Below are 14297 nucleotides of genomic sequence, written 5' to 3'. Positions count from 1 at the left end.
GTTTCCCCGCCCGGTCACGTTATGCCAGGATGCTGCGGTCCACATCGGTGATCAGCCGTTTACCGCAGAGGGCCATGCTGATGTCCATCTCCTTACGGATGATTTCGAGGGCCGTTGTGACACCCTGTTTGCCACCGGCGCCCAGGCCATACAGGAAGGGGCGACCGATGTAGGTGCCCTTGGCGCCCAGAGCGATCGACTTCAGCACGTCCTGGCCGGAGCGAATGCCGCCATCGATATGGACTTCGATCTGGTCACCGACCGCATCGACGATCTTCGGCAACATGGCGATTGAAGAATGGGCTCCGTCGAGCTGACGACCGCCATGGTTCGAGACGATGATCGCATCCGCGCCTGTGCCGACGGCTGCACGCGCATCTTCTTCATCCAGGATGCCCTTGAGGATCAGCTTGCCACCCCAGCGTTCCTTGATCCATTCGACATCCTTCCAGGATAGACGCGGATCGAATTGTTCTGCTGTCCAGGACGATAGCGAGGACAGGTCAGAGACGTTCTTGGCATGTCCAACGATGTTGCCGAAGCTGCGGCGTTTGGTTTGCAGCATGTCCAGGCACCATTGCGGGCGCGTCGCCATCTGCCAGATGTGTTTCGGCGTGAATTTCGGCGGAGCTGACAGGCCGTTGCGCAAATCCTTGTGGCGCTGGCCAAGGATTTGCAGGTCGAGCGTCAAAACCAGCGCCGAGCACTTGGCGGCCTTGGCGCGATCGATCAGGTTGTTGATGAAGTCGCGGTCCTTCATCACGTAAAGCTGGAACCAGAATGGTTTCGAGGTGACAGAGGCAACGTCCTCGATGGAGCAGATGCTCATGGTGGACAGCGTGAAGGGTACGCCAAATTCTTCTGCAGCCTTGGCGGCCAGCATTTCACCGTCGGCGTGCTGCATGCCCGTGAGGCCGGTGGGTGAAAGGGCAACAGGCATCGAGACCTTCTGGCCGATCATTTCCGTTGCCAGGGAGCGGTCTGTCATATCGACCAGCACGCGCTGGCGAAGCTTGATCTTCTGGAAGTCCTCTTCATTGGCGCGGTAGGTGCTTTCCGTCCATGCGCCGCTGTCGGCATAGTCGAAAAACATCTTCGGAACACGGCGTTGCGCCTTCTTCTTCAGGTCTGCAATGGTGAGGATTTTGCCCATGGATAAAGCCTTCACATTTGAATGTTGGCTTCAAATATCACGAATTTCTGGATTGTGACATCGAAATCGTCGTCGTTTTCAGTGCCAGAATGTCCGTAAAAACAGTTCGCATCCCAGAATGAGCAGACATATCAGAAACCAGCGTCGAAACGTCGTCGGGCTGACAATATGACGGATTTTCTGACCTGCCCACATCCCCAGGAGAGCCGGTATAACGGCGAGTGCCGAGATGGTGAGTTCCTGCGTCTGGAGCGCCGATTGGGAGGCAAGACCAAGAGCCAGCGCCATCGTGGAAACCGTGAATGACAGGCCGAGCGCCTGCACGAGATCGTCACGCTGGAAACCCAGCGACTGTATGTAGGGCACGGCGGGAACGACGAAAACGCCGGTACCACCCGTCAAGAGACCGGTGATGAAGCCGACCGGTGCGGAGAGCCATTTTTCCAGAGCAAGGGGAAGAGAGAAGGGACGGGCGAGCAGGCTGAAAGCGGCATATGTGGCGAGTGCTGCTCCAAGCGCCGAAGTCGTCCAGACTGCCGCGCCGCCCGTCATCAATCGGATGCCGATCAGCGTACCGGCGACGATGGCAATCATCATGGGCCACAGCCGCAAGAGAGTGGCCTTCAGATGCGGTCCCGACAGAAGTTGCCAGATATTGGTGATGAAGGATGGCAGAATGAGCATGCCGGCGGCAGCCACGGGAGACATGAAAAACCCAAGCATGCCCATGGCGACAGTCGGCAAACCCATGCCCGTCACACCCTTGACGATCCCTGCAATCGTGAAGATCGCAAATATCGCAACAAGACTACCGGTTTGCAGATCGACCACGGAGACTTCCCTTACAGAGTTGGTTCTTCGGGGCCGATATAAAGGTTATGGCGACGCGATGTTTCGGCCGTGACCGAATTATGCGAGCGCGCTTTTCATTGCTTCACCTGCCACATAGGTTTCCACCACAGTGCGGTCGTCACCCATGGTCAGCATCAGGAACAGCTCTTCCGTCAGGCTCTTCACCACTTCCATTTTCAGCGCCATGGCAGGGGTGGAGGACGCATTGAGAACGGTGATATCGGCGTCTGTGCCCGCATCCAGCGTGCCGATACGGTCAACCATCGACAGCGCTTCGGCATTACCGCGCGTCATCAGGTACCAGCTTTCCAGCGGATTGAGACGCTCGCCCAGAAGCTGCTGGATCTTGTAGGCTTCATCCATGGTGCGCAGCATCGAGTAGCTGGAGCCGCCACCAATGTCGGTCGCCACGGCAATGCGGACCGGCTTCTCGCGCCGCTGAAGTTTCTTCATCGGAAACAGGCCGGAGCCGATAAACAGATTGGACGTCGGGCAATGCACGGCAACCGCACCCGTATCCGACAACACGTCTGCCTCGCGTTCGGACAGGTGGATGGCGTGACCGAGCAGGGTCTTCTTACCCATCAGACCGTAGCGGACGTAAATGTCAGTATAGTCGGTCGCTTCGGGGTAAAGCTCGCAGGTGTATTTGATCTCGTCCAGATTTTCGGACAGGTGGGTCTGGATGAAGAGATCGGGAAATTCGCGTGCCAGCGCTTGCGCGGCTTCCATCTGCCTGGGCGTGGAAGTGATGGCGAAACGTGGTGTGATGGCAACGTGGTTACGGCCCTTGCCGTGCCAATCCGCGATGACCTGCCGTGTTTCGTCGTAGGAGGTTTCCGGCGTATCGAGTAGCCCTTGCGGCGCGTTGCGATCCATCATCACCTTGCCGCCAACCATCAGCATGTTGCGCTTTATGGCTTCGGCAAAATAGGCGTCGGCGGAGGTCTTGTGTACGGAGCAGTAAGCGACGGCAGTGGTGGTGCCGTGGCGAACCAGTTCATCGTAAAAATGCGTGGCGATGCGCTGGGCATGCGCACTTTCGACGAAACGGCATTCCTCCGGGAACGTATAGGTGTTCAGCCATTCGAGAAGATTGGCGGCGTAGGAACCGATGACCTGCATCTGCGGGAAATGCAGGTGCATGTCGATCAGGCCGGGCACGATCAGATGAGGTCGGTGATCTTTCTCTGCGACGTCTTCCGGCGCTTTTTTACGGATATCGGCGTAGTCGCCGATCGCTGCGATCTTGCCGTCCTCGACAAGCAGGCCACCATCTTCGATGTAGAGATAACTTTGATGATCGTCGATGGAGTGCGGGGCACGGTTAAAGCTCAGCAGGCGGCCACGCAGCAGAAGCATGCTCATTCTGTTTTTCCTTCGGCATTTCCACCCCCGGACACGGCGCTTTCATACCAGGCGGTAAGCACCTTGCGTTCTTCGGGAGTGATGGCGGTGATGTTGCCGGGCGGCATGGCATGGCTTCGGCCAGCTTGCAAATAGATTTCACGTGCATGGGCGGCGATTTGCGCGTCGGTTTCAAGCTTCACCGATTTGGGTGTGAAGGGTACGCCTTCCCAGACCGGCTCTGCCGCATGGCACATGGAACAGCGTCCCTGCACCACATCGCGCGCCGTCGCAAAATGCGCATCACTGACGAAGCGCTGCTGGACAGGAGACAGGGTGGCGGCTTTTTCCTCCTGCTCTCCAGTCAGAATTTTCGGAACCGTCGATAGCCACATGATGACGATGAAGATGATCGCTGTCAGAAGCCAGGTCCATGTCGGCTTGCCCTTGCGGGCATGGGTGGTGTTGAACCAGTGACGGATGGTAACCCCCATCAGGAACACCAGTGCCGCGATAATCCAGTTGAACTCAGTGGCGAAGGCCAATGGGTAGTGGTTTGACAGCATGAAGAAAATGACCGGCAGCGTCAGGTAGTTGTTGTGCAACGAACGCTGCTTGGCGATTCGACCGTATTTGGGATCGGGTGTGCGGCCGGCAATCAGGTCGGCCACGACGATCTTCTGGTTGGGAATGATGATGAAGAAAACGTTGGCCGACATGATGGTGGCGGTGAAGGCGCCAAGATGCAGGAACGCGGCGCGGCCGGTAAAGACCTGCGTATAACCCCACGCCATCGCCACCAGCGCAACATAGAGCACGATCATCAGGCCCCAGGTGTTGTTGCCCAGCGGTGACTTGCAGAGAAAGTCGTAAAACAGCCAGCCGATCGCCAGCGAGGCAAGCGAAAGACAGATTGCCTGAAACTGGGTGAGTGCCAGCACCGAATGGTCGATAAGGAAAAGGTCCGCACCGCCGTAATAAACGATACAGAGCATGGCAAAGCCGGAAAGCCATGTGGCATAGCTTTCCCATTTGAACCAGGTCAGGTGTTCCGGCATCTGCGCAGGGGCGACCAGATATTTCTGAATATGGTAGAAACCGCCGCCATGGACCTGCCACTCTTCGCCGTAAGCACCGGGCGGAAGGTGGGCGCGTTTGACCAGTCCGAGATCGAGCGCAATGAAATAAAAGGATGAGCCTATCCAGGCGATTGCGGTGATCACATGAAGCCAGCGGACGGCAAAAGCCATCCATTCCCAGGCAATGGCGTATTCGTACATTCTGTTCCCCTGATCCTGTGCAGTGCACATTGCGAGAAAATTGCCGGAGAGGGAAGAAAAAAGCAGAGCAGTCGCAATGATTGTTCACAATATGGAGCGTTTGTGTCCACAACATCAGTCGCCGAAGGCATCGCTGATGATGCGCCGCCGTCACATAGGGCGACGATCTTGTGCGGCGCACAGATTGCACTTAGCCGGCTATCGCGACTCAGCTAATAATGGATGTGCAGCCCGGTGATGTGCTACACTAAAAGGCTGCGGAGCCAAAAAATGCTTCCATACTTGCTTCGCTTGGCGGTGTGCCGAAAGCGGGAGCTGCAATCCCTGGGGCGGGGGGCAGTCAAGGGCAGGGTGAAGCAGGTCCCGAAGACCATTGTGTCCGGGTTTTGCTTGTAATGTTTGGATTTTGAATGAAGTGACGCAATGACTTTCCGGCTGCTGCCGTTGTTCTTCAACGGAGACTATGCCGATGCGCGTTATTCTGACAGTGACTTTTCTGCTACTGGCTTTCAGTGCCACTGCTTTTGCTCATGAATCCCACAAGGGTTTCAAATATGAGAGCTATTGCTGCAACGGCGATGCCGAAGGGGGGGATTGCCAGATGATCCCGACCCGGAGTGTTCGCGTTACCCCTGACGGTTACGAGGTCTCACTTGGACCGGGAGATCATAGGCTGGTGACCAAACGCCACGTCTTCAACTGGTCGCAGCGTGAGGCACGCCGCTCGGACGATGGGGAATATCATCTGTGCCTCTATCCAAACGAAGATACGCCCCGCTGTTTCTATGCGCCCGATATGGGTTTTTGACTTGGCGGTGTTCTGCCTTCTTCGATCCGTTTTAAAATCCAGTCGCGGAACAACCTTATTTTCCTCTGGTTTTTCCTGCCTTCCGGATAAACGAGCCAATAGTCCTTGCCCTCGGTGCTGAGGTACTCGAAGGGTTGATAAAGTCGTCCAAGCGCAATCTCGTCTGCGTAAAGCTCAGGCGTCAGCATGGCGACACCCTGACCGGCAATGGCAGCGGCAGCCTCGAAGGCCTGTACGCTGAGGCGGCTTCGCGGGTATCGTGCCAGATCAGGATTTTCAACACCGACGTCCCGAAACCATTTTGCCCACCAGAGATCGCCCGGATCGATGATCCGCAGTTTCAGCAAATCCGCTGGCGCGTGAAGGCCGCCCACGCTCTCGGCCAAGGCCGGGTGTAGCATTGGGCTGAAAACCCCTCTCAGCAAACGGTGATAAACAAGGCCGGGGCTGTCGCTTGTGCTCCAGCGGATTGCAACATCCGCATCCGAGCGAGCAAAGTCGATGAGGTCGCTCGACGTCTCGAGTTTTACGGCGATGGACGGGTTTTCGAGTTGAAACGAACCCAGGTGTTTTGAAAGCCAGCGCGACGCGAACGTTGCCGTCGAGTGGATGCTCAACGTTTCGTCAGCCGTATCGCGCGCACCGTTTACGGCCTCCCGCAAAATGCTGAAACCTTCGGCAATTTTAGGCGCAAGTTTCTGTCCCGTTTCCGTAAGCATCACCTGCCGTGCCTTGCGCACAAACAGCGGTTCACCAATGTGTTCTTCGAGAAGTTTGATCTGGTAGCTGACGGCGGTCTGCGTCATGCCCAGTTCATCGCCGGCCCTCGTAAAACTCAAATGTCTGGCAGCGGCTTCGAACACTCTCAGTGCGTTCAGCGGGAACTGGCGCGACATCTTCATGGATAAGTTCTCTTTATGCGATGAGATGGATGTTTCATTGGTTTTTCGATGAAAAACAAAGCATCTTTCTTCTCAGTCATCAATTGAATTTCTGAATGGAGATGAACATGCGGCGATATCTTTCGCATGCGTGGACCCGCGTGCGCGCCGGTCTGCGAGCACTGGAACGGTTTACCTTTGAAAGCTTCAAGCCAGATGATTTGGCAGAAGAAAGCCTGTCGGATGATATCAAGCGCGATATCGGTGTCAGGGATGGACGTGGCTATTTTCGAAGTGATTTCCGACAAGGGAAATTGCGTGCAGCAGCTCGGCTGCCACAAGGGCCGCTATGACAGCAGGGCGCTTGTCCTTCACGCTGCTGCCGCCGATTGGCAGGACCAGCTTTTGTAGATTTGATGTCGGTTCTCCCTCTCGCTCCAGCCAATGTGCAAAGGTAGCGCGTTTGGTCTTCGAACCGATCATGCCGACATAGGCAAGATCGGAACGCGCAAGCGCCTCTTTGGCAATGAGGAAATCGAGAGCGTGATCGTGAGTGACGATGATCGCCGCACCGTTTTCGGGAATAGTGGCGACAGCAGCTTCCGGCATCGGCGTGAGAACGGTTTCTGCCGTTTCCGGCAGGTCCACCAATTCGTTCTGGCGTGTTTCCACGACCGTGATGGCCAAAGGCAAAAGTGAAAGTGCCTGTGCGAGCGCCTTGCCGACATGGCCGGCGCCAAAAATGAAGACGGCGGGCTGTGCCTGTTCTTCCCGCATAAGCCTCTGTTCGAGCTGATTGGCAATGCTGGTGGTCACACGCTGAAAACGCAACAATGTCCGTCCACCGCAGCATTGGCCGATTTCCGGGCCTAGCGGGATGTCCATGCTGTCTTCCACCGCGCCACTGCGCAGCATGGCGCGGGCATGGTCGATTGCCATATATTCGAACTGCCCGCCGCCGATGGTTTCCCAAAGCAGGTTTTCAGCCACCAGCATGAAGGTTCCTGCCGCACGCGGCGAAGATCCTTTCACGGCCTCTATTTCGACGAGGACGGCCGGACCGGAACTGGCAAGGAAACGGGAAAGGCGCGTTTCAGGCATTGGCGCTTGCCCTCACACCTTCTTCAGCCGTTCCACCGCCATCAGCACCCGTTCCGGTGTTGCAGGTGCATCAAGACGCGGGCAGACCTTATAGTCGGCGACGGAGGCAATGGCCATCGACAGTGCCTCCAGAACCGAGATCGCCAGCATGAAGGGTGGTTCGCCGACAGCCTTGGAGCGGCCAATCGTTGGCTCGGCATTTTCCGACCATTCTGCGAGCTTCACGTTGAAGATTTTCGGCCGGTCGGAGGCAAGCGGGATCTTGTAGGTCGACGGTGCGTGGGTGCGTAGCCGTCCCTTGGCGTCCCACCACAATTCTTCGGTCGTCAACCAGCCCATGCCCTGAACAAAAGCGCCTTCCACCTGACCGATATCGATGGCCGGGTTCAGCGACTTGCCGACATCGTGCAGAATGTCGGTGCGTTCCATCATGTATTCACCGGTCAGCGTGTCGATCGAGACTTCGGAACAGGATGCGCCATAGGCGAAGTAATAGAACGGCGTGCCCCGTCCAGCAGCGCGATCCCAATGGATTTTCGGCGTCTTGTAAAAACCGGCGGCAGAAAGCTGCACGCGGGCGAAATAGGCCTTCTTGATGAAATCGTTGAAGCCGATTTCTTCCTGTCCGATCCGCACCCGGTTTGGCAGGAAAACGACATCTTCCTCCGAGACGTTCCAGTTTTCCGCGGCAAACTTGACCAAACGCTCGCGGATCTGCCGCGCGGCGTCGTAGGCGGCCATGCCGTTGAGATCGGAGCCGGAAGACGCTGCGGTTGCCGAAGTATTCGGCACCTTGCCGGTGGTGGTCGCGGTGATCTTCACCCGACCCACATCGACCTGGAATGCATCGGCGACCACCTGTGCGACCTTTGTATAAAGGCCCTGGCCCATTTCGGTGCCGCCGTGGTTCAGATGGATCGAGCCATCATTGTAGATATGAACCAGCGCGCCAGCCTGGTTAAAGGCCGTCATGGTGAAGGAGATGCCGAATTTTACCGGCGTCAGAGCAATGCCCTTGCGGATGACCGGGCTTGTCTTGTTGAACTCGATGATTGCCTGTCGGCGGGCCTGATAATCGGCGGAGGCTTCCAGTTCGTCGACGATCCGGCCGATGACGTTGTCCTCGACCTCCTGATGGTAGGGGGTCAAGGTGCGGTTGGAACCCTGTTCGCCATAGAAATTCAGCTTGCGGATTTCCAGCGGGTCCTTGCCCACCGCATAGGCGATCTCCTCGATGAAGCGTTCGCCGCCGACCATTCCCTGAGGGCCACCGAAGCCGCGGAACGCCGTGTTGGAAACCGTGTGGGTTTTCAGCGGCTTCGACGCGAGATGCACATGCGGGTAGAAGTAGCTCGAATCCGCATGGAACAAGGCGCGGTCGGTCACGGGACCAGACAGATCGGATGAGAAGCCACAACGCGCCGCATAGGTGGCGTCAACCGCATGGATACGGCCTTCCTCGTCGAAGCCAAGCTCGTAGTCGACCCGGAAGTCATGGCGTTTGCCGGTTGCCGTCATGTCCTCGTCGCGATCGGGACGAATTTTGACAGCCCTGTTCAGCTTCTTGGCAGCAATGGCGCAAAGGGCCGCAAACTGGTTGCCTTGCGTTTCCTTGCCGCCGAAACCGCCACCCATGCGACGCACCTGCACGGTCACTGCATTTGATGGCACCTGGAGAATGTGGCTGACGATATGCTGGATTTCGCTCGGGTGCTGGGTGGAGCTCCACACCGTAACCTCGTCATCTTCGCCGGGAATCGCCATGGCGATATGGCTTTCGAGGTAGAAATGTTCCTGCCCGCCAATGCGCATCGTGCCGGTCAGACGGCGTGGCGCAACGTCCATCTCGATTTTCGCTTCGCCACGTTGCAAGACCATGCCCGGTGTCACCAACGGCTCACCGTTTTCCAAGGCGCCGTCGATGTCACTCCAATGCGGCAGATCCTTGTAGGTAATCTTTGCCTTGCGGGCGGCCTTGCGGGCGATGTCACGGGTCTCTGCAAAGACAGCAAAGATCGGCTGGCCGTGAAATTCGACCAGTTTTTCTGCGAGCAACGGCTCGTCGTGGCGACCACCGGAGGACACGTCATTTTCGCCCGGTACGTCCTTGCCTGTCATCACCCAGATGACGCCAGGCATCGCTTCGACCTCGGAAAGATCCATCGAAACGATTTCTGCGTGGGCGCGGTCGGCCATGCCAAGCGCGCCATGGATCAAACCGGCGGGTTCTGGAATATCATCAATATATTCGGCGGTGCCGGTGACATGCTTATGGGCGGAATCGTGCCGCAGCGACGCATGCATCGGGCCATCGATCTTTGTTTTGGTCTTGTCGAAGGTGGTCGTGTCCATCTGTGTCAATCCTTCGCGTTTATGCGTCTTCCAGCGCAAAACGGTTCAATTCCTGCTTTGCTCCGCTTGTCTCAAGGAAAAAGCGCGTCAGCAGGTTCTTAGCCGTCAGTTGCCGGTATTCGGCTGTCGCGCGCCAGTCGGTCAACGGCTGGAAATCCTCGTCCAGCGTATCGCGGGCAGCCTCGATCGTCTCCTGCGTCCATGGTTTTCCCAGCAAAGCGGCTTCCAGATGGGCCGCTCGTTTGGGCGTGCCCGCCATGCCACCGAAGGCGATGCGGATATCTTCGACGCTGCCGTCTGCATCCAGGATGAGATTGAAGGCGGCGCACAGGGCAGAAATGTCTTCGTCACGCCGCTTCGAGATCTTATAGACGGCATAGCGGCTTTCCGCCTTAGGAAGCGGAATGAGGAGTTTTTCGACGAATTCGCCGCTCAATCTGTCCTGCCTGCCGTATTCGATGAAGTAGCTTTCGAGCGGTATGGTGCGTGCACCCGATGAGGAGCGCAATGTCAGAATGGCGCCGAGCGCGATCAATGCTGGCGGCGTATCGCCGATCGGCGAACCATTGGCGATATTGCCGCCAATCGTGCCCATATTGCGCACCTGCTCACCTCCGATCCGGTCGAACAGTCGGGCAAGCGGCGGAACATGATCCGCAATGGTCTTGAAGGCCTGGCTGTAAGTGACGCCAGCGCCCAACGTGATGCCCTCGCCATCGACCGTCACGGTCTGCAATTCGGACAGATTGTTGATGAAAATGACCGGGTTCAGCGCCCGCATCTGCTTCGTCACCCACAGGCCGACATCGGTAGAGCCGGCAACGATGGTTGCTTTCGGTTCGGCGGCATAGAGATCGATCAGCGATGAGAGCGTTGCCGGAATGATGGTGCGGTCGTCGCCCTTGGTAACGACGATGGTTTCATTGGTCCGGATGGCCCAAAGACGTGCCATGATGTCGGTACGATCGCGCTGTAGCGGATCGAAAAGCGCACTGGGGCGGGCTGCCGCGATCTTTTCCGCGGCGCGGACGATCGGCTCGTAGCCCGTGCATCGACAGAGATTGCCTTGCAGGGCCTTTTCGATATCCGCACGTGATGGATTTTCAGCCGAAAGCCACAGGCCGTAAAGCGACATGATAAAGCCCGGCGTGCAGAAACCGCATTGCGAACCATGGAAATCCACCATGGCCTGCTGGATGGGATGCAGCGTGCCGTCACGCGCGGCGAGATGCTCTACCGTCACGATATGGGTGCCATGCAGCGAGCCCAGAAAGCGAATGCAGGCATTGACGCTTTCATATCGCAGCGAGCCATCGAGCAACCGCCCGACCAAGACCGTACATGCGCCGCAGTCACCTTCCGCACAGCCTTCCTTGCTGCCTGTCAGCCGTCTGGAGAGCCGAAGGTAATCAAGAAGCGTGTCGGTTGGTCCAAAATCCTTCAACGAAACGGTTTCGTTGTTGAGGATGAAACTGATTGCGTCGTTCATGCACTGCCTTGCTTCGTTGCCCGGCAAATCGCCGGTTCCTGTCTCATCATCTATGCACGCCTGCGGGTGGAGATCGATTTCCGTTTCGGAAATTCATTATTTCTGAAATGGAAATAAAATCGGCTGATTATTGCGCCGTCCATCCGCCGTCGACAGAAATATGTGTACCCGTGATGTGGTTGGCAGCATCGCTCGCCAGAAACAGCGCTGTAGCCGCGACATCCTCGACCGTGACGAATTCCTTGATGGCCTGCAGTTCCAGCATCACATCGTTCTTGACGGACTCTTCGCTGATCCCGCGCGCCTTTGCCATTTCGGGTATCTGCTTTTCGACCAAAGGCGTCAGCACGTAGCCGGGGCAGATGGCATTGACCGTCACGCCTGTTTGCGCCAACTCCAGCGCTGCCGTTTTGGTCAGCCCCATGATGCCATGTTTGGCTGCGACATAGGCGGATTTGAACGGCGAGGCGACAAGCCCATGTGCCGAGGCGATGTTGATGATGCGGCCTTTGCCAGCCTTTTTCATCAAGGGTATCGCAGCACGCATGGTATGAAAGGAACTCGTCAGATTGATGGCGATGATCGCATCCCATTTTTCCGGCGGAAACTCATCGACCGGAGCAATGTGCTGAACACCTGCGTTGTTGACGAGCACGTCGATCGAGCCCAGTTTCTCGAACGTGGAATTGACGAGATCGGCAATTTCATCGGGCTGTGTCATGTCCGCCGGATGATAGAGGACGCGACCACCGCTCTCTGCCTCCAGCAGGAGGCGAAGCTCCTCGATTTCATCGTCGTCGCCGAAGCCATTCAAAACCACATTGGCTCCATCCTTGGCAAACGCCTGGGCGATGGCAAGACCGATTCCACTTGTAGAGCCTGTTACGATCACTGTCCGATGCATGCATTCCCCTCTCGGCATTACCTCGCACATATATATTGACGAGCGTATGCCCAAACCGGCCCGGCTGGCAATCGGCATTTGAAGAATGCGCTGTATACGCCTCCTGCGGGAAGATGGGTGACGGGGGAAACGCTGGAGAAACCGCTTCCATCCATTTTTTCGAAGAGACCGTTCCAGATTTTCCCGTTTGTTTTGGGGAGGGTGGGTGCCTATCTCAGGGAAACGGAAAACAGAGGTATCGGACATGGAACTCGGTCTCTACACCTTCGCGGATGTCGACCCCAACCCCGCTGATGGACGCGGGCCTGAAGGCGTGCGGCGATTGAAAAATCTGCTGGAAGAAATCGAGCTTGCCGACCAGGTTGGCTTGGATGTTTTCGGGCTCGGAGAACATCATCGCCCTGATTACGTCGCTTCCTCACCATCCACCGTGCTTGCGGCTGCTGCGGTGAAAACGAAAAACATCCGGCTGACGAGCGCCGTGAGCGTGCTCAGTTCTGATGATCCGGTCAGGGTCTTTCAGCAATTTTCGACTGTCGATCTGCTCTCGAATGGTCGCGCCGAGATCATGGCAGGGCGGGGCTCCTTCATCGAATCCTATCCGCTGTTCGGCTACAATCTGGAAGATTATGACGAGCTGTTCACCGAAAAGCTCGACCTGCTGCTGGCGTTGCGCGAGCAGGAGGTCATTTCCTGGAGCGGTGCCAAGCGCGCGCCGATCAACGGACGTGGTGTCTATCCGCGTCCGTTACAGGAGAAGCTGCCTGTCTGGATCGCCGTTGGCGGTACGCCGCAGTCGGTCGCACGCGCAGGTGCGATGGGATTGCCGGTCGCGCTTGCGATCATCGGCGGCGAATATCGTCGTTTCGCACCGTTATTCGATCTCTATTACGAGGCGGCTCGCCGCGCAGGGCAGGACAAGACGAAATTGCGGACCAGCATCAACGTCCATGGTTTTATTGCCGATACCACCGAGAAGGCCGCCGATCAGTTTTATGGTCCGCAGGCGGAGGTTATGAACCGTCTCGGTCGCGAGCGGGGGTGGGGGCCGACGAGCCGTGCCCATTTCGACGCAGCGCGTGGGGCTGAAGGCAACCTCTTCCTCGGTGAACCCGAGCAGGTGGCGGAAAAGATCATCAAGGCGCATGGTCTCTTCAAGAATGATCGCTTCCTTTTGCAGATGGCCATCGGGCTCATGCCGCATGACCAGATCATGCGCGGTATCGAGCTTTACGGCACGAAAGTCGCCCCGATCGTCAGAAAAGAATTGACTGGCAGCGCTGATCCGGTGAAAGCCACAGCCTGATTGACGATGATGGCGGTGCCCCAGGAGGACATCGCTTACAAGAATACGGACGGAAAAATGGTCATATCCACCGACGAAGAACTGGAGATGCTGAAGGATGTCGGCCGGGTTTGCGCGCTTGCGATGCAGACGATGGCTGATGCGCTTGAGCCTGGCATCACCACCGCGGAGCTGGATGCGATCGGTCGCAAGGTGCTGGAAGACAATGGTGCACAATCGGCACCGGAATTCTGCTACCAGTTTCCGGGTGCCACCTGCATCAGCGTCAACGAGGAAGTGGCGCATGGCATTCCAGGTCCGCGCATCATAAAGGCGGGTGATCTCGTCAATATCGATGTTTCGGCCGTGAAAAACGGCTTTTTCGGCGATACGGGTTCGTCGTTCGCCGTGCCGCCGGTCAAGAAAGAGATTGAGCGGCTTTGCCGTGATGGCAAGCGGGCAATGTGGACTGGGCTTCAGCAGGTAAAGACCGGGCGTCCTTTCGCCGATATCGGCAATGCAATCGGCTCGTTTGCGAAGAAGAACCGCTATACGTTGATTACCAATCTTGCCAGCCACGGCATCGGTCGCTCGCTGCACGAGGAGCCGAAAGAACTTGCGACCTGGCCGGACAAAGCGGAGCGACGCATCATGCAGGAAGGTGTGGTGTTCACCGTGGAGCCGTTCCTGTCGATGGGCGCCTATTGGGCCGAAGACGGTGATGATGATCCATGGACGCTCTTTAGTGATCCGAGCGCCCCGACGGTTCAGTACGAGCACACTGTCGTTGCGACGAAAAATGGTCCGCTCGTTCTGACGCTTGTCGAGTGATCGATCAAAACGCG

Annotated in this window: 12 protein-coding genes; 3 read left to right on the top strand and 9 right to left on the bottom strand. The window is 57.2% G+C overall.

Translation table 11 applies throughout. The features are described 5' to 3' along the window. Positions 1 to 19: 19 nt before the first annotated feature. From FY156_12395 to puuD, 4 genes are all read right to left on the bottom strand, one after another. Positions 20 to 1153, bottom strand: a complete 1134-nt coding sequence (locus FY156_12395) for an alpha-hydroxy-acid oxidizing protein (protein ID UXS02207.1) — start codon at positions 1151 to 1153, stop codon at positions 20 to 22. Between the two features lie 78 nt (positions 1154 to 1231). Continuing rightward, the gene (locus FY156_12390) at positions 1232 to 1984 is read right to left on the bottom strand and encodes a sulfite exporter TauE/SafE family protein (GenBank protein UXS02206.1); all 753 of its coding nucleotides are present in this window, start codon (positions 1982 to 1984) and stop codon (positions 1232 to 1234) included. A 78-nt stretch (positions 1985 to 2062) separates the two neighbouring features. Next, a complete protein-coding gene (gene guaD / locus FY156_12385; protein ID UXS02205.1) occupies positions 2063 to 3373 on the bottom strand; it encodes a guanine deaminase in 1311 nt (436 codons plus the stop codon). Beyond that, positions 3370 to 4632 carry a urate hydroxylase PuuD gene (gene puuD, locus FY156_12380; protein UXS02204.1) on the bottom strand — a complete coding sequence of 421 codons (1263 nt, stop codon included), beginning with the start codon at positions 4630 to 4632 and terminating at the stop codon, positions 3370 to 3372. Before puuD ends, guaD begins: the two co-directional genes overlap by 4 nt. A gap of 469 nt (positions 4633 to 5101) precedes the next feature. Between puuD and FY156_12375 the strand changes: the two genes are divergently transcribed. Then, a complete protein-coding gene (locus tag FY156_12375; protein ID UXS02203.1) occupies positions 5102 to 5440 on the top strand; it encodes a hypothetical protein in 339 nt (112 codons plus the stop codon). On the opposite strand, the gene FY156_12370 is transcribed toward FY156_12375, so the two are convergent. The 5 genes from FY156_12370 to FY156_12350 all read right to left on the bottom strand — a co-directional run bounded on the left by FY156_12370 (position 5416) and on the right by FY156_12350 (position 12167). Then, positions 5416 to 6342 (bottom strand): LysR family transcriptional regulator, encoded by a 927-nt coding sequence (locus FY156_12370; protein UXS02202.1) that lies wholly within the window; start codon positions 6340 to 6342, stop codon positions 5416 to 5418. The genes FY156_12375 and FY156_12370 overlap by 25 nt on opposite strands. A gap of 246 nt (positions 6343 to 6588) precedes the next feature. Next, positions 6589 to 7422: a xanthine dehydrogenase accessory protein XdhC gene (gene xdhC / locus FY156_12365; protein ID UXS02201.1), complete on the bottom strand. Its 834-nt coding sequence runs from the start codon at positions 7420 to 7422 to the stop codon at positions 6589 to 6591. 12 nt (positions 7423 to 7434) lie between these two features. Next, positions 7435 to 9774, bottom strand: a complete 2340-nt coding sequence (gene xdhB / locus FY156_12360) for a xanthine dehydrogenase molybdopterin binding subunit (GenBank protein ID UXS02200.1) — start codon at positions 9772 to 9774, stop codon at positions 7435 to 7437. Between the two features lie 19 nt (positions 9775 to 9793). Next, the gene (gene xdhA / locus FY156_12355) at positions 9794 to 11263 is read right to left on the bottom strand and encodes a xanthine dehydrogenase small subunit (GenBank protein ID UXS02199.1); all 1470 of its coding nucleotides are present in this window, start codon (positions 11261 to 11263) and stop codon (positions 9794 to 9796) included. Between the two features lie 127 nt (positions 11264 to 11390). Then, on the bottom strand, positions 11391 to 12167 hold the full coding sequence (locus FY156_12350; GenBank protein ID UXS02198.1) for a 3-hydroxybutyrate dehydrogenase: 777 nt from the start codon (positions 12165 to 12167) through the stop codon (positions 11391 to 11393). 244 nt (positions 12168 to 12411) lie between these two features. Here FY156_12350 and FY156_12345 point away from each other — a divergent pair, with 244 nt between their 5' ends. Then, positions 12412 to 13473 (top strand): LLM class flavin-dependent oxidoreductase, encoded by a 1062-nt coding sequence (locus tag FY156_12345; GenBank protein ID UXS02197.1) that lies wholly within the window; start codon positions 12412 to 12414, stop codon positions 13471 to 13473. A 57-nt stretch (positions 13474 to 13530) separates the two neighbouring features. Beyond that, a complete protein-coding gene (gene map, locus FY156_12340; protein UXS02196.1) occupies positions 13531 to 14283 on the top strand; it encodes a type I methionyl aminopeptidase in 753 nt (250 codons plus the stop codon). The last annotated feature ends 14 nt before the right edge of the window (positions 14284 to 14297 follow it).

Origin of the sequence: Agrobacterium tumefaciens (assembly GCA_025559845.1) — a bacterium.
In the GTDB taxonomy this organism is placed as follows: Bacteria; Pseudomonadota; Alphaproteobacteria; order Rhizobiales; family Rhizobiaceae; genus Agrobacterium.
Note: the sequence above shows the minus strand (reverse complement) of the source record. Positions and strands in the feature narration are given on the sequence as shown.